This window comes from Ferrovibrio terrae, from assembly GCF_943372915.1.
Lineage (GTDB): Bacteria > Pseudomonadota > Alphaproteobacteria > Ferrovibrionales > Ferrovibrionaceae > Ferrovibrio > Ferrovibrio terrae_A.
This window is the reverse complement of record NZ_CALSAN010000008.1, coordinates 84947-107201: the sequence shown is the minus strand read 5'-3', so window position 1 is coordinate 107201 and position 22255 is coordinate 84947. Positions and strand designations below refer to the sequence as shown.

23 protein-coding genes are annotated in these 22255 nt (G+C 64.3%); 16 read left to right on the top strand and 7 right to left on the bottom strand.

The window, feature by feature from the left end:
• Nucleotides 1–100: 100 nt before the first annotated feature.
• The gene (locus AAG821_RS07855) at nt 101–319 is read right to left on the bottom strand and encodes a hypothetical protein (protein ID WP_341912285.1); all 219 of its coding nucleotides are present in this window, start codon (nt 317–319) and stop codon (nt 101–103) included.
• Nucleotides 320–448: 129 nt separating this feature from the next.
• On the bottom strand, nt 449–1192 hold the full coding sequence (locus tag AAG821_RS07850) for a GntR family transcriptional regulator (RefSeq protein WP_341912287.1): 744 nt from the start codon (nt 1190–1192) through the stop codon (nt 449–451).
• Nucleotides 1193–1398: 206 nt separating this feature from the next.
• Here AAG821_RS07850 and AAG821_RS07845 point away from each other — a divergent pair, with 206 nt between their 5' ends.
• From AAG821_RS07845 to AAG821_RS07825, 5 genes are read left to right on the top strand one after another with little or no spacing between them, the layout of a single operon-like run.
• Nucleotides 1399–2439, top strand: coding sequence for an ABC transporter substrate-binding protein (locus AAG821_RS07845; protein WP_341912290.1), 1041 nt, complete (start codon nt 1399–1401; stop codon nt 2437–2439).
• A complete protein-coding gene (locus tag AAG821_RS07840; protein WP_341912292.1) occupies nt 2436–3518 on the top strand; it encodes an ABC transporter ATP-binding protein in 1083 nt (360 codons plus the stop codon). Before AAG821_RS07845 ends, AAG821_RS07840 begins: the two co-directional genes overlap by 4 nt.
• Nucleotides 3515–4357 carry an ABC transporter permease gene (locus AAG821_RS07835; protein WP_341912293.1) on the top strand — a complete coding sequence of 281 codons (843 nt, stop codon included), beginning with the start codon at nt 3515–3517 and terminating at the stop codon, nt 4355–4357. The genes AAG821_RS07840 and AAG821_RS07835 overlap by 4 nt, the downstream gene beginning before the upstream one ends.
• Complete coding sequence (locus AAG821_RS07830; protein WP_341912295.1) at nt 4354–5154, top strand: ABC transporter permease subunit; 801 nt, start codon at nt 4354–4356, stop codon at nt 5152–5154. The genes AAG821_RS07835 and AAG821_RS07830 overlap by 4 nt, the downstream gene beginning before the upstream one ends.
• A gap of 18 nt (nt 5155–5172) precedes the next feature.
• Nucleotides 5173–6081: a polysaccharide deacetylase family protein gene (locus AAG821_RS07825; protein WP_341912297.1), complete on the top strand. Its 909-nt coding sequence runs from the start codon at nt 5173–5175 to the stop codon at nt 6079–6081.
• On the opposite strand, the gene AAG821_RS07820 is transcribed toward AAG821_RS07825, so the two are convergent.
• Nucleotides 6073–6996 (bottom strand): LysR substrate-binding domain-containing protein, encoded by a 924-nt coding sequence (locus AAG821_RS07820; RefSeq protein ID WP_341912299.1) that lies wholly within the window; start codon nt 6994–6996, stop codon nt 6073–6075. The two genes, AAG821_RS07825 and AAG821_RS07820, sit on opposite strands and share 9 nt — an antisense overlap.
• A 131-nt stretch (nt 6997–7127) precedes the next feature.
• Between AAG821_RS07820 and speB the strand changes: the two genes are divergently transcribed.
• From speB to AAG821_RS07795, 5 genes are read left to right on the top strand one after another with little or no spacing between them, the layout of a single operon-like run.
• Nucleotides 7128–8174, top strand: coding sequence for an agmatinase (gene speB / locus AAG821_RS07815; RefSeq protein ID WP_341912300.1), 1047 nt, complete (start codon nt 7128–7130; stop codon nt 8172–8174).
• Nucleotides 8171–9610: an argininosuccinate lyase gene (argH, locus tag AAG821_RS07810; protein ID WP_341912302.1), complete on the top strand. Its 1440-nt coding sequence runs from the start codon at nt 8171–8173 to the stop codon at nt 9608–9610. The genes speB and argH overlap by 4 nt, the downstream gene beginning before the upstream one ends.
• A 60-nt stretch (nt 9611–9670) precedes the next feature.
• Nucleotides 9671–10555: an amino acid ABC transporter permease gene (locus AAG821_RS07805; RefSeq protein ID WP_341912304.1), complete on the top strand. Its 885-nt coding sequence runs from the start codon at nt 9671–9673 to the stop codon at nt 10553–10555.
• A complete protein-coding gene (locus AAG821_RS07800) occupies nt 10552–11334 on the top strand; it encodes an amino acid ABC transporter ATP-binding protein (protein ID WP_341912306.1) in 783 nt (260 codons plus the stop codon). The genes AAG821_RS07805 and AAG821_RS07800 overlap by 4 nt, the downstream gene beginning before the upstream one ends.
• A gap of 21 nt (nt 11335–11355) precedes the next feature.
• On the top strand, nt 11356–12183 hold the full coding sequence (locus AAG821_RS07795; protein ID WP_341912308.1) for an ABC transporter substrate-binding protein: 828 nt from the start codon (nt 11356–11358) through the stop codon (nt 12181–12183).
• A gap of 6 nt (nt 12184–12189) precedes the next feature.
• Here the strand turns inward: AAG821_RS07795 and AAG821_RS07790 are convergent, their stop codons facing one another.
• The 4 genes from AAG821_RS07790 to AAG821_RS07775 all read right to left on the bottom strand — a co-directional run bounded on the left by AAG821_RS07790 (nt 12190) and on the right by AAG821_RS07775 (nt 17246).
• Nucleotides 12190–13188: an NAD(P)-dependent oxidoreductase gene (locus AAG821_RS07790; RefSeq protein WP_341912309.1), complete on the bottom strand. Its 999-nt coding sequence runs from the start codon at nt 13186–13188 to the stop codon at nt 12190–12192.
• Nucleotides 13189–13198: 10 nt separating this feature from the next.
• Entirely contained in the window at nt 13199–14233 is a 1035-nt protein-coding gene (locus AAG821_RS07785; protein ID WP_341912311.1) for a LacI family DNA-binding transcriptional regulator, read from the bottom strand.
• A 3-nt stretch (nt 14234–14236) separates the two neighbouring features.
• Entirely contained in the window at nt 14237–16126 is a 1890-nt protein-coding gene (locus AAG821_RS07780) for a TRAP transporter large permease subunit (RefSeq protein ID WP_341912313.1), read from the bottom strand.
• 82 nt (nt 16127–16208) lie between these two features.
• On the bottom strand, nt 16209–17246 hold the full coding sequence (locus AAG821_RS07775; protein WP_341912315.1) for a TRAP transporter substrate-binding protein: 1038 nt from the start codon (nt 17244–17246) through the stop codon (nt 16209–16211).
• Nucleotides 17247–17538: 292 nt separating this feature from the next.
• Between AAG821_RS07775 and AAG821_RS07770 the strand changes: the two genes are divergently transcribed.
• Genes AAG821_RS07770 through soxA form a run of 6 tightly spaced genes read left to right on the top strand, consistent with a single transcriptional unit; the run spans nt 17539 to nt 22251 of the window.
• Nucleotides 17539–18015, top strand: a complete 477-nt coding sequence (locus tag AAG821_RS07770) for a (2Fe-2S)-binding protein (RefSeq protein ID WP_341912316.1) — start codon at nt 17539–17541, stop codon at nt 18013–18015.
• Nucleotides 18016–18035: 20 nt separating this feature from the next.
• On the top strand, nt 18036–20219 hold the full coding sequence (locus tag AAG821_RS07765; protein ID WP_341912318.1) for a molybdopterin cofactor-binding domain-containing protein: 2184 nt from the start codon (nt 18036–18038) through the stop codon (nt 20217–20219).
• A gap of 58 nt (nt 20220–20277) precedes the next feature.
• Nucleotides 20278–20691, top strand: a complete 414-nt coding sequence (soxX, locus tag AAG821_RS07760) for a sulfur oxidation c-type cytochrome SoxX (RefSeq protein WP_341912320.1) — start codon at nt 20278–20280, stop codon at nt 20689–20691.
• A 3-nt stretch (nt 20692–20694) separates the two neighbouring features.
• Nucleotides 20695–21153, top strand: coding sequence for a SoxY-related AACIE arm protein (locus AAG821_RS07755; RefSeq protein WP_341912322.1), 459 nt, complete (start codon nt 20695–20697; stop codon nt 21151–21153).
• Nucleotides 21154–21166: 13 nt separating this feature from the next.
• The gene (soxZ, locus tag AAG821_RS07750) at nt 21167–21487 is read left to right on the top strand and encodes a thiosulfate oxidation carrier complex protein SoxZ (RefSeq protein WP_341912324.1); all 321 of its coding nucleotides are present in this window, start codon (nt 21167–21169) and stop codon (nt 21485–21487) included.
• Nucleotides 21487–22251, top strand: a complete 765-nt coding sequence (gene soxA / locus AAG821_RS07745) for a sulfur oxidation c-type cytochrome SoxA (protein ID WP_341912326.1) — start codon at nt 21487–21489, stop codon at nt 22249–22251. The genes soxZ and soxA overlap by 1 nt, the downstream gene beginning before the upstream one ends.
• Nucleotides 22252–22255: the final 4 nt, after the last annotated feature.

Sequence of the window (22255 nt, the reverse complement as noted above, 5' to 3'; positions counted from 1 at the left end):
CTCGATTGGTGGACGTCCCGCAGCCAGCTGCTGCACCGGCCGGCGAGACCGGCGGTGAGTATACGGTATATGTGACGCTGATGTTGCGGTCTTGATAGACCTATTGAGGCGATGCGGTCCTGGTTTTGGTCTTGCTTTCCAGGATGGCAGCCAGACGGGTCCAGACAGCCTCGCCGCCGTGATCGCCGCAAGTCTTGAAATCGCTGGCGCGGCGACGGGCATAGCTGGGCGCGGTCTCGCCATAAGCACCGTAAAGACCGTCGGCATAAGCTGCCAGATCCGGTTCGCTGATGCCGAGGGTCATGATTGTCGTAGGCATGCCAACACTCTCTTTGTCCGGAGAATTGGCAGTTAAACGGGTCTGGATATTGAAGGCAATTGTCTAGGCCGCGCCACGGTGACGCACGGCCAAGATGTCACATAACTGACACGAAAAATGATCGTCTCGCTACCGATTGCGCGACCGTCGTTCACTTGCCGCGACCGGACGAAAGACGGCGGCAAAATCCTGGTGTCGCGGGACAGCCTGATCCAGTTTCAGGCGCTGCTCGATGTGATCGTAATGCTCGCGCGACAGGGCCAGGGCTTTGGTCAGGTCGCGCTGCCGCAGCGCATCTACCAGCGCGCCATGTTCGTCCACTGCACACACCGAGGATTGCGCCGGCTCGTAAACCGAGACCATCACCGAGGAGCGGCTCAGCAGTTCGCGCGAGAAGCGTGACAGTTCGCTGTTGCCGAGTGCATCCACCAGCAGCAGATGAAACGCGCCCGACAGGCGCACCGACTCCGCGCGGTCCCCGCGTCGTGCCGCGTCGCGCTCTGCGGCCAGATGCGCATCCAGCCGGGCCATGATGCTGTCGTCCATGGTGCGGACCAGCAGTTCAATGATGCCGGCCTCGAACACGCGATGCGCCTGGTAGATCACGCGCACATCGTCGCCGCTGGGGCGGGGAACGAAGGTGCCGCGATTGGGGATCACCTCCAGCCGGCGTTCGGCGGCGAGACGATGCAGCACCTTGCGGATGCGTTCGCGCGAGACATCGAACAGTTCCGCCAGCTTGTGCTCGGGCAGCTTGGTGCCGGCCTGCAACTGGCCATGCAGGATCGCGCGCGAAATCTCGGCATAGATCGCCTCGTCGAGATCGACGCGCCCCTTGCCGCTGCGAATGGGCCGTGGCCGCTTTGCCGTCACCGGTCCTCACGATATCGCGCTTAAATAATGTGCACAAAACCTTGAGAAAATGTGCACATTATTGGCGAAGCCTTCAGAATCATACACACACTGAATCAGACATATCTATATAGGTCAATACTTTAATAGATATGTGCACATTTGGCATGGGCTTTGCGTGATGGCGTTGAGCGGCGCGGGGCGCCACAATCGCGAGCGGGGGACACATGGCACGGATTTCACGCAGAAGCATTCTGAAGGCGGGCGTCGGCGGCATGGCGCTGGGCCTGATCGGCGCGCCGGCCCTGGTGCGGGCACAGACCAAGGAGATTGTCGTCGGCGGTCCGGCCGGTGCGGCCAAGTATTTCAACGCCGATATCTTCCCGCTGATGGAAAAGAAACTCGGTGCCAAGATCCTCTATGAAGGCACCAACTCGCTGACCAACCTGCAGAAGATGCAGGCCGACAAGGCAGCGCCGAAAATGTCGGTCGTCATCATGGATGACCCGGTGATGCTGTCGGCCGCCGACCAGGATCTGGTGGTGAAGATGAGCGCAACCGCGATCCCGACCATCGGCAAACTGTCGCCGAGCGCCGTGCATCGCGACGGCATGTGGGTGAATTACCAGCAGCCCTGGGCCGGTATTGCCTTCAACAGCAAGACGATGAAAACGCCGCCGGCCTCCTGGGCTGCGCTCTGGGCACCGGAGAACAAGGGGCGGGTGATCGTGCCGAGCTTGAGCAACACCGAGGGCTACTGGGCCCTGCTGGTGGCGGCACATCTGGAAACCGGAAAGCCGTTCAAGGAGGCGCAGTATGATATCGAGGCCGCCTTCAAGAAGCTGAAAAGCCTCAAGCCCAATCTGCTGAATGTCTACACCAACGCGCCGCAGGCGATTAACCTTCTGGAACAGGGCGAGGCGTCGCTAATCGGTGGCCAGTTCTCGGCCTATACGCTGATCCGCAAGGCGGATGGTTCGCCGGTCGACCTGTCGATCCCCAAGGAGGGCGGCTTCGCCATGCCGTCAGGTCTCGCCAAGGTGAAGGGCGGGCCGGGCAGCGATCTGGCCGATGCGGTGATCGAGGCCTTCCTCAGCCCCGAGGTGCAGTCGACGCTGGCGGCCAAGGCCTTTGTCGCACCGACCAATCCGGCCGCCACCAAGCCGGCCGGCTTCCCCGATGGTGCATCGCTGTTCGTGCCGGACTGGGCGCATTTCGCCAAGCAGCGCGCCGGCTGGATCGACCGCTGGAACAAGGAACTGCTGTGAGCGCCGCGCCAGCTGCCGCCCATCTGGATATCCGCGACGTCAGCAAGCGCTTCGGCGCCACGACGGTGCTGGATGGCATCACGCTATCGGTGGCAGCTGGCGAACTCATCACCCTGCTCGGACCGTCAGGCTGCGGAAAAACCACGCTGCTGCGCGCGATTGCCGGCCTGGCGCTGCCCGACAGCGGCACGGTGACGGTGGCGGGCCGCGACATCACCCGCCTGCCGCCGCACAAGCGGCATGTCGGCGTGGTGTTCCAGAATTATGCGCTATTCCCGCATTTGAGCGTGCGTGGCAATGTCGCCTTCGGCCTGCGCGTGCATGGCAAACCGAAAGCCGAAATCGATAGCATCGTCGATCGCTATCTTGGCCTGGTGAAGCTGGCGCATCTGGCCGAACGGCCGGTCTCGGCGCTCTCCGGTGGCCAGCAGCAGCGCGTGGCGCTCGCCCGTGCACTGGCGGTCGAACCGACCATCGTGCTGTTCGACGAGGCACTCAGTGCGCTGGACCGCAAGCTGCGCGAAAGCATGCAGGTCGAATTGCGCCAGTTGCTGCGGGATATCGGTGCTACCGCGATCTTCGTCACCCATGACCAGGACGAAGCGCTCACCATGTCGGACCGCATCGCGGTGATGAATGGCGGCCGCATCGAGCAATGCGCCGATCCGAAAACCGTCTATGCTGCACCAGCCACCCTGTTCGCACTGGATTTCGTCGGCCTGTCCACCAAGCTGAAGGGCCGCGTGGTCGAGGTGCCGCAGCGCGGTGCGATCGTCGTTGAAACCGCTGCGGGGCGGCTGACCGCCCGGGCCAATTTCGCCGTCGGTTCGCCGGTGGTGCTGGCGACGCGGCCGGAATACCTCGCATTGTCCGATGCTGCGACCGGCGAGAATGTGATCAGCGGCCGGCTGCAGACCACGGTGTTTCATGGGTCGCGCAGCATGCTGCATGTCGATGCCGGGTCCGGCGCACCACTGACCGTCGAGATCTCCGGTCTCGATGCACCGCTAGCCGGCAGCGCCATTCATCTGCGCTGGCCGCTGGAAGCCGGCTATGTCTATCCGGACCCCTCTGCATGATCGCGGCGCTGGTCGCCAATCGCGAAAAGCGCATCGCGCTGGCCTTGCTGGCGCCGGCGGTGCTGCTGCTGGTGGTGCTGTTCGTGTTGCCGCTGCTGCTTCTGCTGCCGGCCAGCATCCGTGGCGCCGATGGTAGTTTCACGTTGGCGGCCTATACCCGACTTCTGGGCGAGAGCTATTACCTCGGCATCATCTGGAACTCGCTGAAATTCGCCAGCCTCACCACGCTGTTTGCCTTCCTGATCGGCTATCCGGCCGCCTTCGGCCTGCTATATGCGCGCGGGTGGCTACGCAGCCTGCTGCTGATCTGCCTGTTCCTGCCGCTGTCGGTCGGCGTCATCGTCAAGGCCTTTGCCTGGACCGTGCTGCTGCGTCGCGACGGGCTGGTGAATTCCGCACTGCAGCTTTTGGGAATCATCGATGAACCGGTCCGGCTGATCTTCACCGAGCCGGCGCTGATCATCGGCGCGGTCAATATCTTCCTGCCCTTCATGATCCTGCCGGTTTATGCCGTGGTGGCGCAGATCGACAGCCGCCTGGGCGAGGCCGCCGCCACGCTGGGTGCGCCGCCGCTGACCGCCTTCCTGCGCGTCGTCTTCCCGCTCAGCCTGCCCGGCATTATCGCGGGCACGGCATTGGTCTTCGCGCTGGCCGTCTCGGCCTATGTGGTGCCCACGCTGCTGATGGGCGAGCGCTACCAGACGCTACCCACTCTGATCGCCAAGGCATTCCTGCTGGCCCGCGATCCCGCCTTCGGCGCTGTGGCCGGCATGGCACTGTTGGTGATTGCGCTGAGCGTCGTGCTGCTGAGTGCACGGCTGAACCGGAGTGCACCATGAGCAGGGGCATCGGCATCGCACTGGCCTGGATCAGCATTCTTGCGGCCGTGCTGTTCCTGGTGGCGCCATTGGCGGTGATCGTCGCCACCAGTTTCTCGCCGACGCCCGTTTTTGATCTGCCATCCGGTGGATTGTCGCTGCGCTGGTATGAACGCATCGGCCGGCTTGACGGATTCTGGCTGGCGCTGTCGCTGTCGCTGCAGATCGGCCTTCTGTCGACACTGTTGTCGCTGGTGCTTGGCACGCTGGCGGCCATCGGCATCCAGCGCGGCCGTTTGCCCGGCGCCAATGCGCTGGCTGCGCTGCTGGTCTCGCCGCTGATGCTGCCCGGCCTGGTGCTTGGCATCGCTTTGCTGCAGGGTTTCCGCATGGTGGGGCTGACCGCCGCCTGGCCGGCTTTGCTGCTGGCGCATCTGCTGATCACGCTGCCCTATGTGGCGCGCACCATGCTGGCCGGGCTGGCCCGCTTCGATTTCACCCTGGTGGAAGCCGCGCGCACGCTGGGCTGCACCTTCCCGGGTGCTGTAATGCGCGTGATGCTGCCGGCGCTGGCGCCATCTTTCTTCACGGCCACCTTCTTCGCCTTCCTCGCCTCCTTCGACAACTACCCGATTTCGATCTTCCTGACCGACGCGCGCACCAAGACGCTGCCGATCAAGATGCTGCAGTATATCGAGGAGGCGCCCGATCCCACGCTGGCGGCGCTGTCCACCGTGATCCTGGCGGCGACCATCCTGCTGCTGGTGCTGGGCGACAAATTCGTTGGCCTCAATCGCATGGCCGGCACCTCGGACTGATGCAATGGAGTTGTTCACGTGAGTCTGGATTCTCCGAAACCGCGGCGCGACCTGGCCGGCTATGGTGGCAAGCCACCGATGGTGCGCTGGCCGAATGATGCGGCTGTCGCGGTATCCTTCGTGGTCAATTTCGAGGAAGGCGCGGAATTAACCATCTCCGGCGGCGATGATCATAACGAGGCGATCTACGAGGTGCATCATCGCCTCGATGGAGCCGATCCATGCATCGAAAGCCATTTCGAATACGGCACTCGCGCCGCCTGGTGGCGCGTCATGGACCTGTTCGATCGTTATCAGGCCAAGGTGACGGTCAGTGCCTGTGGCCTGGCGGTGGAGCGTTCGCCGCAGCTGGCCGCCGATGCCATCACGCGGGGCCATGAAGTCTCGGCCCATGGCTGGCGCTGGCAAAGCCATGCCGGCATGGCGGAGGCGGAAGAGCGCGCCTGCATCGCCCGCACGGTCGAGGCGATCACCAGGGCGACCGGCGGACAGCGTCCGCTTGGTTGGCACACGCGCTCGGCCTCATCCGCCAACACACGCCGGCTGCTGATGGAAGAGGGTGGTTTCCTCTATGACAGCGATGCCTATAACGATGATTTACCTTTCCTCGTAACCGACGGCGCGCGGCGTCATGTCGTGCTGCCCTATGCTTTCGACACCAACGACATGCAGTTCCAGAACACCCAGCGCTTCCAGGGCGCGACGGATTTTGCCGCCTATGTCACCGATGCCTATGACTGGCTGGCGCAGGAAGGCCGCAGCGCCCCGCGCATGCTTTCCATCGGGCTGCATCTGCGCATGATCGGCCGCCCGGGCCGCATCGGCGCGCTCGATCGCATCCTGGCACATATCACCGCTTCGGGTGTGGCCTGGATTGCACCGCGCGCCGCGATCGCCAGGCACTGGCTGGCGGCGACCTCAGCGTAACGCGACAAAGCACTCGCAGATCCACTGGCGCAGCAACGCGACCGCCGGCTTGGTTTCCGATTCCGGCCGGGTGACTAGGTAGAAGCTGTTGGCAGCGCGCGTGCTGTGGTCCACCGGGCGCACCAGTGTGCCTTCGGCCAGGTAGCGCGAGGTGGTGACATTGTCGCCAATGGCGATGCCAAAACCCGCCGCGCTCATCTCGATGGCGGTGAGCGCATTGCCCAGGTAATGGCGCGGACCCAGAGCCAGCCGGGCCCGGCCGCTGCTGGCCACCCATTTGTCCCATTCATCGCCATTGTCGGCGCAGAGAATCGGCATGTTCTCCAGCAGGGCGAAGCCGCTGCTGCGCTTGCCCTCGAGCAGCGTGGGACTGCAGACCGGGATCAGTTGAACATCGCACAGATGGTCGACGATCTGCGCGGGCCAGCGCCCGTCGCCATAGCGGATCGCCAGATCAACCGGCGCGGCGCGGGCGGGGCGCGGATCGGTGGCCGGGATCAGCCGCAGTTGCAGGCCCGGATGGCGGGCCAGCAGCGGCCCGATCTGGCGCACCAGCCACAACGTCGCGAGCGCCGGCGGCGCGCTGACCACCACCTCGCCGCCGGTTTCGCCGGCGGCCATGCTGCGGGTCGCGTCCATCAGCAGGTCGAAGGCCTGTTGCAGCGGTTGCAGCAGGGCGGCGCCGGCGGGGGTGAGCTTCAGCTGGTTGCCGCGCCGCTCGAACAGCGGGGCCTCGGTCATCGCTTCCAGCTGGCGCACATGCTGGCTGATCGCCCCATGGGTGACGTTCAGTTCCTCGGCCGCCCGGGTCATCGACTGGTGACGGGCAGCGGCCTCGAAGGCGCGCAAGGCATTGAGGGGCGGCAGGCGTGAGGCCGGTGGTCGTTTCCGATAGTTTTTCTCTCGAAGTCCCATGCCGATAAACTCGCTTGTCTGCAAGCCATCGTCCAGCGCAAAGTTGTCATGCGACGGTAAACAGGGCCGCGCGATAGAAAACCTCCCAGCCAGCCGCCCCGAAGGCAGCCGGGAGAGTAGGGGTGACCGGCATGGACAAGGCCAGACTCGCGGCATTGCGCGAGAAATATGCCACCGCCAAGGGCGGCGATATTTTCGACGCCGACTTCGCCCGCGTGGCGACGCAGATTTTCCTCGACCCCGAACGGCGCAAATGGCCGTTTGCCGATATCGCCACCTTTGTCGGCTCGACCTATCGCCCGATTGCCAGCGACGCCGATTTCGCTGGCCTGGACTGCGCACTGGTCGGCGTGCCGATGGATCTGGGCGTCACCAACCGGGCCGGTGCCCGCCTGGGCCCGCGCGCCGTGCGCGGCATCGAGCGCATCGGGCCCTATGAGCATGTGCTGCGCCGGGCGCCGCTGGGCGAGATCAAGGTTGCCGATATCGGCGATGTGCCGATGCGCAGCCGTTTCGATCTGGCCTCCTGTCATGCCGATATCGAAGCGTATTACAAACGCATCAAGGCGGCCGGTGTGATTCCGCTTTCGGTCGGCGGCGACCATTCCATCACATTGCCGATCATGCGCGCGCTGGGTGCGGATCGCCCGCTCGGCATGGTGCATATCGATGCCCATTGCGACACCAGCGGCGAATACGAGGGCACCAAGTTCCATCATGGCGGCCCATTCCGCCAGGCGGTGCTGGATGGTGTGCTTGATCCGGAGCGCTGCATCCAGATTGGTATCCGTGGTGCCGCCGAATATCTGTGGGAATTCTCGATGGAAAGCGGCATGACCGTGATCCATGCCGAGGAGATCGACGGCATGGGTATTCCCGCCGTGATCGAAAAGGCCCGCAAGGTGATCGGCGACGGGCCGCTCTATGTCACCTTCGATGTCGATGGCCTCGACCCGGCTTTCGCGCCGGGCACCGGCACGCCGGAGGTGGGCGGCCTGACGCCGCGCGAGGCGCAGGCGATCCTGCGTGGCCTCGCCGGCCTGGATATCGTCGGTGGCGATGTGGTGGAGGTGGCCCCGCAGTATGACAGCAGCACGGTAACGGCCCAGGCGGCCGCCCAGATGCTGTTCACGCTGCTCTGCCTAGTGTCGATCAAAAAGACCGGAGCAACGGCATGAGCGGCAATCACACTGAAGAACCCGCCCGCCTCTGGGGCGCTCGGTTTCGTTCGCCACCCGATCCCGCACTGATGGCGCTGTCGCGCTCGCCCACGCATCACCACCGCCTGATCCCGTATGACATTACCTCCTCGATGGCGCATGCCCGCGAACTCGAACGCGCCGGTCTGCTGACAGCCGAGGAATGCAGCACCATCACCGTCTCGCTGCAGGGGATTCTGGCTGATCATGCCGCCGGCAGGATCGCGCCGACCGAAGCCGATGAAGACATCCATACCTTTGTCGAGCGGGTGATGACCGAACGGCTTGGCCCGCTCGGCGGCAAGCTGCGCGCCGGCCGGTCGCGCAACGACCAGGCCGCGAACGATCTGCGCCTCTACCTGCGCGACCAGGCCCGCAAGCTGAGTGCCCTGATTCTTGACCTGCAGGCTGCGCTGGCCGCTCAGGCCGAAGCGCATCTTGGCACCATCGCGCCGGGCTTCACGCATCTGCAGCCGGCCCAGCCGATACTGTTTGCGCATCAGCTGCTGGCCCATGGCCAGGCCTTCGCCCGCGATGTCGCCCGGCTGCAGGACTGGGACAGGCGTTTTGCGCGGTCTCCTCTTGGTGCCGCTGCGCTGGCCGGCTCGGCGATTGCCATGCATCCGGAGCTGGCAGCCAAAGAGCTTGGCTACGATCTGCCGACCGAGAATTCGATCGACGCGGTCGGCAACCGCGACCATGTGGCCGAATTCCTGTTCGCCATAGCCATGCATGGCGTGCATCTGTCGCGGTTGTCAGAAGAGATCGTGCTGTGGTCGTCGCGCCAGTTCAAATGGATCGAGCTGGACGATGCCTTCGCCACCGGCTCTTCCATCATGCCGCAGAAAAAGAATCCCGATATTGCCGAACTGACGCGCGGGCGTTCGGCCCGCCTGATCGGTGATCTGGCCTCCATGCTGGTGGCCCTGAAGGGCCTGCCGCTGGCCTATAACCGCGACATGATCGAGGACAAGGCGGCGGCCTTCGACGCCATCGACGGCCTGACGCTGGTGCTGCCGGCGATGACCGGGCTGGTCCGCACCATGAAGGTGTATGTCGACACGCTGCTGAAGCAGTCGACCGAAGGCTTCACGCTCGCCACCGAAGTGGCCGACTGGCTGTCGCGCCGCGGCGTGCCGTTTGCCAATGCCCATGAGATCACCGGTGCGCTGGTACGGCTTTGCGAGGAACGTGGCATCGGGCTGGAGGATGTCAGCGCGGCCGATCTTGCCCTGGTCGATCCGCGGCTCGATATCTCGATCAAGGCAGCGTTGACGCCGCAGGCGGCCGTTGCGGCACGGCAGGGGTATGGCGGCACGGCGCCGGAGCGGGTGAAAGAACAGCTCGGGCGCCTGCGCAAGCTGGGTGCGGAACAGAAAACGTGGTGCGAAACTTACGCGGGGCCGCGCTTCTGAATAGGTAGTTTTTTTGCATGCGGCGCTGCGGGATACCGCAGCCAGTCGGGGGACGCAGACATGCGCGATACAGTCACTTCAACAGCAGGGCCCGATTACGATATCGGCAAGCTCAGCATCGTGAAGCCACGCCATTATGGCCGTTGGCTGGCGGCTGCCGCGATCCTTGTCATCCTGCTGTTCATCGTGAAAGCCTTTGCCGATGGCCAGATCGCCTGGAAGGTCGTCGGGCAGTTCTTCACCGCGCCGGCCATTCTCACCGGCCTGGTCAACACCATCATCATGACCGCCTGTGCCATGCTGTTGGGCATCACGCTGGGTGTGCTGTTCGCCGTCATGGTGATGTCGCCCAATCCGGTGCTGAAGGGCGTTGCCGTTCTCTACATCTGGTTTTTCCGCGGCACGCCGCTGATCCTGCAGCTGCTGCTGTGGTTCAATCTGGCGCTGGTATTTCCGCGCATCGGCATCCCCGATGTGTTCAGCATCCGCACCGTCGAGCTGATCACGCCGTTTGTCGCGACCTTGCTGGGGCTTGGCATCAACCAGGGTGCCTATACGGCGGAAGTGGTACGTTCGGGCATCCTGTCGGTCGATAGCGGCCAGACCGAGGCGGCATCCTCCATCGGCATGACCCGGCTGACGGCACTGCGCCGCATCGTGATGCCGCAGGCGATGCGCGTCATCATCCCGCCGGTCGGTAACGAGGTGATCAGCATGGTGAAGCTGACCTCGATTGCCAGCGTGATCCAGTATTCCGAAATCCTGCGCAATGCGCAGACGATCTACTATGCCAACAACTACGTGATCGAAATGCTGTTCGTGGCCGCCATCTGGTATCTGGCGGTGGTCACCGTGCTCAGCATCGGCCAGCATTTCCTGGAGCGCTATTTCGGCAAGGGCCAGCGCAAGGCCGTACAGACCGAACGCACGGGAGCATTGGCATGAGCGTTGCCATGCAGAATGGCCCGATGCTAGTGGCCCGTAACCTGAAGAAAACCTTCGGCAGCTTCACGGCGCTGGAGGATGTCTCGCTCGATATCAATCATGGCGAGGTGCTGTGCATCATCGGGCCGTCCGGCTCGGGCAAGAGCACCTTCCTGCGCTGCCTCAACCAGCTCGAGCGCATTGATGGCGGCGCGGTCTGGATCGATGGCGAACTGATTGGCTATCGCCGCAGCGGCGACAGGCTCTACCCGCTGTCGGATGCCGAGGTGGCGCGACAGCGGCTGGCCACCGGCATGGTGTTCCAGCGCTTCAACCTGTTCCAGCATATGACTGCGCTGCAGAATATCATCGAAGGACCGGTCACCGTGCAGAGGCGCCGCAGGGCCGAGGCCGTGGACGAGGCGATGACGCTGCTGGAGCGCGTCGGCCTCGCCGACAAGCGCGACGCCTATCCGGCGCAGCTGTCCGGCGGCCAGCAGCAACGCGTGGCGATTGCCCGTGCCCTGGCCATGAAGCCCAAGTTGATGCTGTTCGATGAACCCACCTCGGCGCTCGACCCTGAGCTGGTAGGCGAGGTGCTGAATGTAATGCGTGGTCTGGCCGGCAGCGGCATGACCATGATCGTAGTGACCCATGAGCTGGGCTTTGCCCGCGAAGTGGCGCATCGCGTCGTGTTCATGGATCGTGGCGGCATTGTCGAGGCCGGTCCGCCGCAACAGATACTGAGCAGCCCGCAACAGGCCCGCACCCGCGAATTCATTGCCGCCGTATTGAACTGACAGCCCCAAAGGAGACTTCCCATGACCATCAAGCATCTCGTTCTCGGCTTCTGTGCAGCCCTGCTTGCATTGCCTGCCGCGGCCGCCGACCTGCCCGACCGCATTAAGGCAGCCGGCAAGGTGGTGATAGCCACCATGCCGAACTATCCCCCGATCACCTTCAAGGACCCGGCCACCAACACGCTGAAGGGATTTGATATCGAACTGGGTGCGGCGCTGGCCAAGGAGATGGGCGTTGCCGTCGAATGGCAGGAAATCGCCTTCGCCCAGATGCTGCCCTCGCTGCAGACCGGCCGCGTCGACATGGTGATGGCCGGCATGAGCGACCTGCCGACCCGTCGCGACCTGCAGGATTTCGTCGACTACCTGAAGACCGGCGCGCAGTTCTATACCTCGACGGCCATGTCGAAGGAGATCAAGTCGACCGCGGATCTGTGCGGCAAGAAGGTTGGCGCCAGCCGCTCGACCAACTGGCCGAAGCAGATCGAGGCCTGGAGCGAGGCCAACTGTGTTGCCAAGGGCAAGCCGGCGATTGCGGTGGTCGGTACCGAGGGGTCGATTGATGCCCGCACCCAGCTCAAGACCCAGCGGATCGATGCCGCCGTGCAGGGTAACGAGACCCTGCCCTACCTGCTGACCCAGGAGCCCAACACCTACGTCATCCTGGGTGATGCCTTCACCACCACGCTGGCCGGCATTCCGGTGCTGAAGACCGAACCGAAGCTGCGCGATGCCGTGCTGGCTGCGCTGGAGAGCCTGCAGAAGAAGGGCGAGTATGACGCCCTGCTGGCCAAATACGACCTCAAGGCCAATGTGCTGAAGCCCGCCAGCATCAACAAGGGCGAGTGAGAAGTCTCAGCTTACCGTTACGCCAAGCCGGGCCAGCCGCTTTGCCACACTGGCATTGACGGCGCCCGGCGGCACCTGGCCGGCCACCAGAGCCGCCACCTGCTGCACGGTATCGAAGGCCTGATGCGACACGGCCTCCGGCGTCAGCCCGCCGATATGTGGCGTGGCGATCACATCGCTGCGCTGCGCCAGGAAGGGTGAGGGCATCTGGTCCGGGGCGCGGCCGACATCGAGCGCGGCGCCGGCGAGATGCCCGCTGTCCAGCGCCGCAGCCAGCGCCGCCTCGTCGACCAGCTCGCCACGCGAGAGATTGATGAAATAGCTACCCGGCCGCATGGCGGCAAACGTGCGGGCATCCATCAGTTTCTCGGTCTGCGCATTGGCCGGTGCCAGGCAGATCACGAATTTCGCCGCATGCAGCAGATGCGTCAGCGCCACCTGCTCGACATAGGGCTCGGCGATCTTTGCTTGCGGATCGCTGGCCAGCACGGTCATGCCGAGTGCATGCGCCAGTTCGCCGACGCGGCGTCCGATGGCGCCATAGCCGATGATGCCGACGCTGGAGCATGACAGCTGGATGCCCATGCGGATGGCTGGCGACTGCTGCGCCTGATAAGCGCGTACTGCCGCGCTGACGCCGCGGGACAGGTCGACCATGAAGCCGATGGCCAGCTCTGCCACGGCATCGATGAAACCGGCCGTGGCCCGGGTGACCAGAACGCCGGCGCGATCTGCCGCTGCGCGGTCGATATTGCGAATGTCGATGGCACAGCGCAGGAAGGCGACAAGATCGGGCAAGGCCTCGAAGACCGCAGCTTCGCCCGGAGTCTGGCGATCGGAGACGATCACCTGGCAGTCTCGCGCGGCTTCGATCAGTAGCGCGGTGCTGAGCGGCGCGTCGCCCAAATGCAACTTGACCTCGCCGTGACGGCGCAAGGCCGCCAGTGCATCCTCGCCATAGTAGTTTTGCAGGGCGTCGGGCGTGTGGGTCAGCAGGATGCGCATGGAGACTCGGTTAACGGGGCGGCGGGGCGACGGAGCCGCGCTCAAGCAGGGTGGATGCGAAACGGAATTCATCCGGCACCGTGCTGGGTTGCTTCAGGCGCAGCATGATGCGGTCGACCATGGTGCCGGCCAGATCGGGCAGCGGCAGACGGATCGTGGTCAGCGGTGGGGCCATATAGGCGCCAAGCGGGATACCATCCATGCCGACCACAGACATATCGCGTGGCAGCTGCAGTCCCTGTTCGCGCAGACCGGCCATCAGGCCGATGGCCATCATGTCGTTGATCGCCACCGCGGCAGTCGGCCGGTCGGTGTGCTGCACCAGCGGCGTGGCCAGGCTCTGGCCCAGCTCGGCCATTTCCTCATCGGCATAATGCGATGCCGTGCTGCCGGCGATCACCACACCCTTTATGCCGGCCTGCTGCACGGCGGCCATGAAACCCTCGCGCTTCTCGGCGCGGCTGAAGGTCCAGCCCGATGGCGTCAGGAAGGCGATGGTGCGGTGGCCCTGGCTTACCAGATGCTGCACGGCAAGACTGGCGCCCGCAGCATTGTCGGCAGAGACATAATCCAGGATCGGCTGGCGGTCGCGGCGGGCATGGCTGTCATAGCTCACCGCCACCAGGCCGCGCGATACCGGTTCCTCGAAATGCGCCTCATCGGCCAGCGAGGAAATCACGATCACGCCGCGCACGCCCTGCGACCACATGTCGTCGAGGAAGGCGCGTTCCTGCTGCGGCTCGCGGTAGGTATTGGCGACGATGACGCGATAGCCATGGCGTTCGCGGGCCACGATCTCGATTTCGCGGGCCAACAGGCCGTAGCTCGGATTGCCCATCGACGGCACCAGCAGGCCCAGCATCGCGATCTGCCCGGTCTTGAGCTGGCGTGCCGTGCGGTTGGGCCGGAAACCGAGTTCAGCCACGGCCTGCTGCACCCGGCCAAGCGTTTCCTTGCTCATCCGGTCGACGCGCCCGTTCAGCACATTCGATACCGTCGATGCGGAAACCCCGGCCAGCCTGGCGACGTCGGTGATGGTGGACATGTGTCAGTTCATGCCGAATTTTGCGGGAAGCCACAGCGAGAAGGTCGGAAACAGCACAAGTATAACGAGGCCGAGCGCCAGGATGGCAAGGTATTTCATCATCGGCCGGGCCACGTCCTGCACGCGCGTGCCGGTCATGGTGCAGGTGGCAAACAGGCCGAGTCCGACGGGCGGCGCAAAGAGCCCGAATCCCATGGCGATCACCATCACGGTGCCAAAATGCAGCGGGTTGACGCCGAGCTGGGCGGCGATCGGGGTCAACAATGGGCCGAAGATGATCAGGGCCGGGGCGCCTTCCAGCACGGCACCGAAAAAGATCATCACCACGGTGGCCAGCAGCACGAACATCACACTGCCATAGGCATGGCCGAACTCGATCATGGTGGCCGAGATCACGGACGGAATCTGCTCGATGGTCAGCGCATAGGCGAAACCTGAGGCGGCGGCGACAATGAACAGGATGCTGCCGGCCATCGCCGCCGACTGCACGAACAGCCGCATGGTGATCCGCAGGGTCAGTTCGCGGAAGGCGAGGCCGCCAACCACCAGTGCATAAACCACGGCGAAGGCGGAAATCTCGGTGGAGGTGGCGAGGCCGGCCATGACGCCGCGGCCGATCATCAGGATCATGATCAGTGCCACCAGCGAGCCGACGACCAACTGCGCCAGCGACCGGTCGCTGGCTTTCAGGTGTTTGGGATCGACCTTGCCGCCATACCAGATGGCAACGGCGGCCAGCAGCAGGGCGAGGAAAGCGGCCGGCACCAGGCCGGCCACGAAGAGGCCGCCGACCGACACATTGGCGACGAAGGCGAAGATGATCATGTTGACGCAGGGTGGGATGGTTTCGGCCATCACGGCGGTGCAGGCCAGCAGGCCTGCGGTTTCGTTGGGGTCCTGCCGGCTGCGCCGCACGGCCGGCATGATGATGCCCCCGACGGCGGCAATATCCGCCAGCTTCGAGCCGGAGATGCCGGAGAACACGGCGGTGGCCACGATGGTGATCAGGTTGATGCCGCCGCGCAGGCGGCCCATCATGCGCAGCAGCAGCTCGATCAGCCGCGACGACATGCCATTGGCTTCCATGGCCAGGCCGGCCAGCACGAAGAAGGGAATCGCCAGCAGCACGAAATGGTCGGCACCGGCCGCCACCTGCTGCGAATAGATCACCATCGGCAGCGATGGATCGGCGATGAAATAGACCAGCGAAGCAAAGGCGAGGGCAAAGGCGATCGGCACGCCGATGACGATGCTGCCGATGAAGCCGACCAGCAGCAGCACCAGCGGCGAGGGCGCCGAGGCCCAGGCATAGCTGTGCCAGGCCGCCAGAATGACACTGAGAATGATGACGCTGGCCAGCGTGCCGAAAGCTAGCCGGCGCGGCGCCTCGAAGGCGTTGGCGAGTGAGAAGAGTGCCATGCACAGGCTGCCGATCACCACCGGCCAGGCATAGATGCCATGCGGCAGACCGAGCGGCGTGGTCTGACCGGCGCTTTCGTCCAGGAGCATGTAGGAGGTGATCAGCAGTGCCAGCGATACGGCGGCGACGACCCACTGGCTGAGCTGCACCAGGATCTGCTGCCAGCGTTCGGGGAAGGCAGAGCGGAACACGTCGATACCGGCATGGTGGTTGCGGCCCAACGCGGAGGCGGCGCCGAAGAAGACCAGCATTACCATCAGAGCGCGCGCGATTTCTTCGGCCCAGTCGACGGGGTCGTGCAGGAAATAGCGGTAGATCACCGAGGCGAAAACGACGGCCACATCGACGGCGAGTGCCAGGCCGGCGGCATATTCGATCACCGTCAGGGCTCGGCGCAGACCGGTGCCCAGTCGCCCGTAACGGGCGTAGAGCAGGGGGGTATCGATGGCCGGAATGGCCGCGTTGCTGTTCATGATCCGCTATCTCCTGGTGACACCCGGCCGGACCTGGTTGGTCCGGCCGGGGTCTCACCTCACACTTGGTCAGGGGCGATGCTCAGGCGCGCGCCTTGGCAATCGCCTCGAAGACCGGCTTGGTGCTGGGATACTGCGCCATGAACTGGGCATACAGCGTGTCCGAGACCGGCTTGGAGATCGCGGCGCGGTCCGCGGCAGGGAAGGGCGTGAAGCTGACGCCCAGCCGTTCCAGTTCCTTCATTGCTTCGGTCGCCTTGGCATCGGCGATGCCGCGTTCGGCCACGGTCGCTTCGCGCGCAGCGGCCAGGAAGGCATCCTTGGTGTCCTTGGTCAGCTTGGCCATGCCGCGCTTGCCGATGGCGCAGATCATCGGGCTGAACAGATGGTCGGTGCGCAGGCAGAATTTGGCCACTTCATAGAAGCGGCTCGACAGCACGGTGGCGGGGTCATGCTCGAAGCCATCCACCACGCCGGTCTGCAAGGCGGTATACAGCTCGTTCACCGGGATCGGCACCGGCACGGCACCCATCAGCTTGAAGGTCTCGATGAAGGCCGGCGCCGGCAGCACACGCAGCTTCACGCTTTTCAGTTCGGCCAGATTGCTGGCCTTGGCGCGGGTGTAGACGCTGCGCGCGCCGAAATGGAAGCCCCAGCCCAGCACATTGATGCTTTTGCGCTCTTCCAGCATTGACTCGAAGGTCTTGCCGACGCCGGCATCCAGCGCCTTGGCGCCATGGGCGTAGTTGTCGAACAGGAAGCCCAGGTCCAGCGCGCCCAGCTCCGGCACGGCTGTGGCCCAGATCGACGAGCCGGTGATCATCATGTCGACCGAACCGATGATCACCTGCTGCACCACATCGGCTTCCTTGCCGAGCTGGCTGTTGGGGAAGAAGTCGAGGCGGATCTTGTCGCCCACCTTGGCCTTCAGGTTCTTCTGGAACAGATCGAACCAGACATGATGCGCGGCATTCGGATCGACCGGCATGCTGGACGAAACGCGGAAGGTGATCGGTGCGCCCTGGCCCAGGACGGCCGGGGCGGGGAACAGGCCGGCAGCGGCAATGCCGGCGCCAAGGCCAGCACCGGTGCCGAGAAAACGGCGGCGTGAAATCGACATGGTTAGGTTTCCTTCCCGATGGACGTTTTTTGAGAGCATTTGAATTTAGTGTATCGATTTACTAAATCGATTTACCAATGTAAGAGACCGGCTGTCAATCACAATCGAGGCGAGCCGATCCCGTGCAAGCATTTGTGTGCGCTTGCACACAGGGCTCCTGCCTTTGATCGCACTTCACAAACACGTGTGTCGGCGCTGTGGCCACCCCGGGTTGATAATCGCGGCCGCCCTAAGGCCCCGAGATATCCAGAAGCAGACGCCGGCATACCGCCAGCGGACCAGGAGGACGGCAATGCCCAAGCTCAACGTGAATGGCAAGGTGCGTGAATTCCAGGCCGAGGAGGACACGCCGCTGCTATGGGTGCTGCGCGAGCAGCTGAAGCTCACCGGCACGAAATACGGCTGCGGCGTGGCCCAGTGTGGCGCCTGTACCGTTCATATTGATGGCGAGGCGGTGCGCTCCTGCGCCATGCCGGCCTCGGCGGTCACCGAGAAGCAGAAGATCGTCACCATCGAAGGCCTGTCGCCGAACGGCAGCCATCCGGTGCAGCAGGCCTGGCTGGCACAGGACGTGCCGCAATGCGGCTACTGCCAGGTCGGCATGATCATGGCGGTGGCGGCGCTGCTGAAAAAGACGCCCAAGCCGACCGATGCCGATATCGACAACGAGATCACCAATATCTGCCGCTGCGGTACCTACAACCGCGTGCGCAGTGCGATCCATCAGGCCGCCGGCATTGCGCCGGCCGCTCCCCGCACGCGCAGCTGAGCCGGACAAGGAGAGCCATCATGACTGTCATGTCTTCGCCGTCTCGTCGCGGCTTCATTGCCGGTTCCGCTGCCGCTGCTGGCGGCCTCACCATCGGCTTCCATATTCCCTTTGATGCGCTGGCCCAGCAAAAGGCTGCCGCGCCGACGCCAGAGATCAATGCCTGGGTCGTGGTGAAACCCGACGACACCGTGGTGATCCGCATCGCCCGCTCCGAAATGGGGCAGGGCTCGCTCACCGGTCTGGCCCAGCTGGTGGCCGAGGAACTGGAATGCAACTGGTCGAAGGTGACCACCGAATATCCCACGCCGGGCCAGAACCTGGCGCGCAACCGCGCCTGGGGCAATTTCTCCACCGGCGGCAGCCGCGGCATCCGCGAGTCGCATGACTACGTCCGCAAGGGCGGTGCGGCGGCGCGCATCATGCTGGTGCAGGCGGCGGCCGAACAGTGGAAGGTGCCGGTGTCCGAATGTGTGGCAGCCAACAGCATCATCACGCACAAGCCGACCAACCGCACCATCAGTTACGGCAAGGTTGCCAATGCAGCCGCAAAACTGACGCCGCCCACCGATGTGCCGCTGAAGGATCCGAAGGACTGGAAGGTGGCCGGCAAGCCGGTGAAGCGTCTCGATACGGTTGAAAAGTTGACCGGCAAGCAGGTCTACGGCGTCGATCTGCAGTTGCCCGGCCTGCTGAATGCGGCGATCAAGGATTGCCCGGTCTTCGGCGGCAAGGTGAAAAGCTTCGATGCCGCCGGTGCGATGAAGAAACCCGGCGTAAAGAAAGTGGTGCAGGTGGGCGACAGCGCGGTCGCCGTCGTTGCCGATACCTGGTGGCGGGCTAAAACCGCGCTCGACACGATGAAGATCGAATGGGACGAGGGCCCGAATGCTGCCGTCTCCAGCGCCACGATTGCGGCGATGCTGAAAGAAGGCCTGGACGCCAAGGAGGCCGTGGCCGGCAACAAGGTCGGCGATGTCGAGGCTGCCTTTGCCAGCGCGGCGAAGAAGGTCACCGCCACCTACAGCTACCCGTTCCAGAACCACGCCACCATGGAGCCGATGAACGCCACGGCGAAGTACACGCCCGAGCTTTGCGAGGTATGGACACCGACGCAGAATGGCGAGGCGGCACTCGCCGCAGCCGCGGAAGCCTCCGGTCTGCCGCCGGCGAAATGCGAGGTCTACAAGCTGCATCTGGGCGGTGGCTTCGGCCGGCGCGGCGCGGTGCATGACTGGGTGCGCCAGGCCGTAGCGATTGCCAAGGAAATGCCGGGCACGCCGGTCAAGCTGATCTGGTCGCGCGAGGAAGACATGACGCATGGCCGGTATCATCCGGTCACGCAGTGCAAGATGACGGCGTCGCTGAACGACAAGAACGAGGTGACCGGGCTGCATATGCGCATCTCCGGCCAGTCGATTGTCGCCGGCATCTTCCCGCAGAATATCCGCAACGGCCTCGACCCGGTGGTGTTCCAGGGCCTCAATCCGCCGGGGCCGGAAGCATCGATCGGCTATACTTTCCCCAACCTGCTGATCGATCATGCCATGCGCAATCCGCATGTGCCGCCGGGCTTCTGGCGCGGCGTGAATCTGAACCAGAACACCATCTATCTGGAAAGCTTCCTTGACGAACTGGCCCATGAGACCAAGACGGACCCGCTGGAATTCCGTCGCAAGCTGATGGCCAATCACCCCAAGCATCTGGCGGTGCTGAATGCGGCCGCCAACCGGATCGAGTGGTCGAAGCCGGCGCCCGCCGGCATCTTCCGCGGCCTGGCGCAATGCATGGGCTTCGGTTCCTACGTGGCGGCCTGTGCCGAGGTGTCGGTGGCGAAGGATGGCAAGATCAAGGTGCACCGCATTGTTGCGGCCACCGATCCGGGCCATGCCGTCAATCCGCAGCAGATCGAGGCCCAGGTTGAAGGCTCGTTCGTCTACGGGCTCACCGCCGCTTTCTATGGCGAATGCACGGTGGCCAAGGGCCGCATCGAGCAGGAGAATTTCGACACCTACACGATGATGCGGATCGACGAGATGCCGAAAGTGGAAACGGTGATCGTGCCCACCGGCGGCTTCTGGGGTGGCGTGGGTGAGCCCACCATCGCGGTTGCGGCCCCGGCGGTGCTGAACGCGATCTTCGCCGCCACCGGCAAGCGTATCCGTGACCTGCCGCTGAAGAACCACGACCTGAAGTCGGCCTGACATCAGGACGTCAGGTTTGGGTCTTCGGGCGTTTGGCATTGCAGGCCTGATCTGTGCGTTGGCGGCATCCTCCGCCGGCGCACAGACGGCCACGCTTGTCGCCTATGTGGTCAGTGGCGATGCCATTCCGCAATCGCTCACCGGCATGCCGGGCGATGCAGCGCGGGGCCGCGCCATTGTGGTGAACCGCCAGAAGGGACTCTGCCTGCTCTGCCATACCGGGCCGTTTGCCGAGGAACGTTTCCAGGGCGATCTGGCGCCGTCACTGGCGGGCGCCGGCAGCCGCTGGAACGAGGGACAGCTGCGCCTGCGGATGGTTGATTCACGGCGTGTCAGTCCCGATACCATTATGCCTTCCTATTATCGGATCGATGGCCTCACCCGCGTCGGTGCCGCCTGGCGCGACAAGCCGGTGCTGTCGGCGGCCGAGATCGAGGATGTGGTGGCATTTTTGCAAACCCTGCGGGAGTAACCGATGAACCGCCTGGATGTGACAAGACGCAGCGCATTGATCGGCGGTATGGGCGCGGCCGTCAGTCTGCTGGTGCTGCGACCTGTCGCTTACGCCACGCCGACCGAGCTTGCCGGCGCCATCGCCGAATTCACCGGCAATCAGCCGGTGCAGCGCGGCCGGGTCACACTCGACCTGCCGCCGCTGGTTGAAAACGGCAACTCGGTGTCGGTGACCGTGCGCGCCGACAGTCCGATGACGCCTGAGAACCATGTGCGCGCCATCGCGCTGTTCACCGAACAGAATCCGCAACCCAATGTGATCACGGTGCAGCTCGGGCCGCGTGCCGGCCGGGCTTTCGTGAATACCCGCATGCGGCTCGCCACCTCGCAGAAGGTGATTGCCGTGGCCGGTTTCAGCGATGGCACCTTCTGGTCGGACCAGGTTGAGGTGATCGTCACCCTGGCCGCCTGTATCGAATAACGGAGTTACGAGCATGGTGCGCGCGCTGATCAACTGCCCGAAGACCGCGAAGAAGGGCGAGATCATCGAGATCAAGACCCTGATCTCGCATGTGATGGAAACTGGCTATCGCGCCGATTCCGTCGGCAAAGTGGTGCCGCGCGACATCCTGCGCCGCTTCACCTGCCGCTATGCCGGGGAGCAGATCTTCAGTGCTGATCTCTATCCGGCGATTGCCGCCAATCCCTTCATCAGCTTCACCACGGTGGCGACTGCCAGCGGCACGCTCAGTTTCACCTGGGACGGCGACAACGGCTTCACGCAGACCGAAACCGTGGCCATTATCGTCACCTGATGCCGCGTCACCTGATCCGTATCGTCCTGCCGCTGTTGCTGGCATCCGGTTTGGCCCTGGCTGCGGATGAGCGGCGGTCTGGCTTCGATTTCATGAGCAGCAATACGCAACAGATGCAGCAGGAGGACGCGCTCAATCCCGGTATGCTCTGGGTTGCCGAAGGCGAGGCGCTGTGGACTGAAGTGCCCAGGGGCGCAAAATCCTGCGCCGGATGCCATGGTGATACGGTGGCCAGTATGCGCGGTGTCGCGGCGCGCTATCCGGCTTTCGATGAGCGCCGGCAAAAGCCTGTCGACCTGCAGCAGCGCATCAACAGCTGTCGCGAGACCCAGCAACAGCAACCGGCCTTCGCGGCCGAGAGCCGGGCCTTGCTCGGCCTGTCCAGCTATATCGGGCTGCAGTCGCGCGGCCTGCCGGTGGCGCCGCCGGATGATCCACGCCTACAGCCGGCGCGTCTGCGCGGTGCGGCGCTGTTCAACACGCCGATGGGGCAGCTGAATTTTTCCTGCGCCCAATGTCATGCCGACAATCCGGGACGGCGCCTGGCCGGCAGCCCGATCCCGCAGGCGCATCCGACCGGCTATCCGATCTATCGCCTGGAATGGCAGGCGATGGGTTCGCTGCAGCGGCGCCTGCGCAACTGCATGACCGGCGTGCGCGCCGAGCCCTATTCCTACGGTGCCGATGAGATGGTGGAGCTGGAGCTGTATCTGAACACGCGCGCCGCCGGCATGCCGGTTGAGACACCGGCCGTGCGGCCGTAAGACC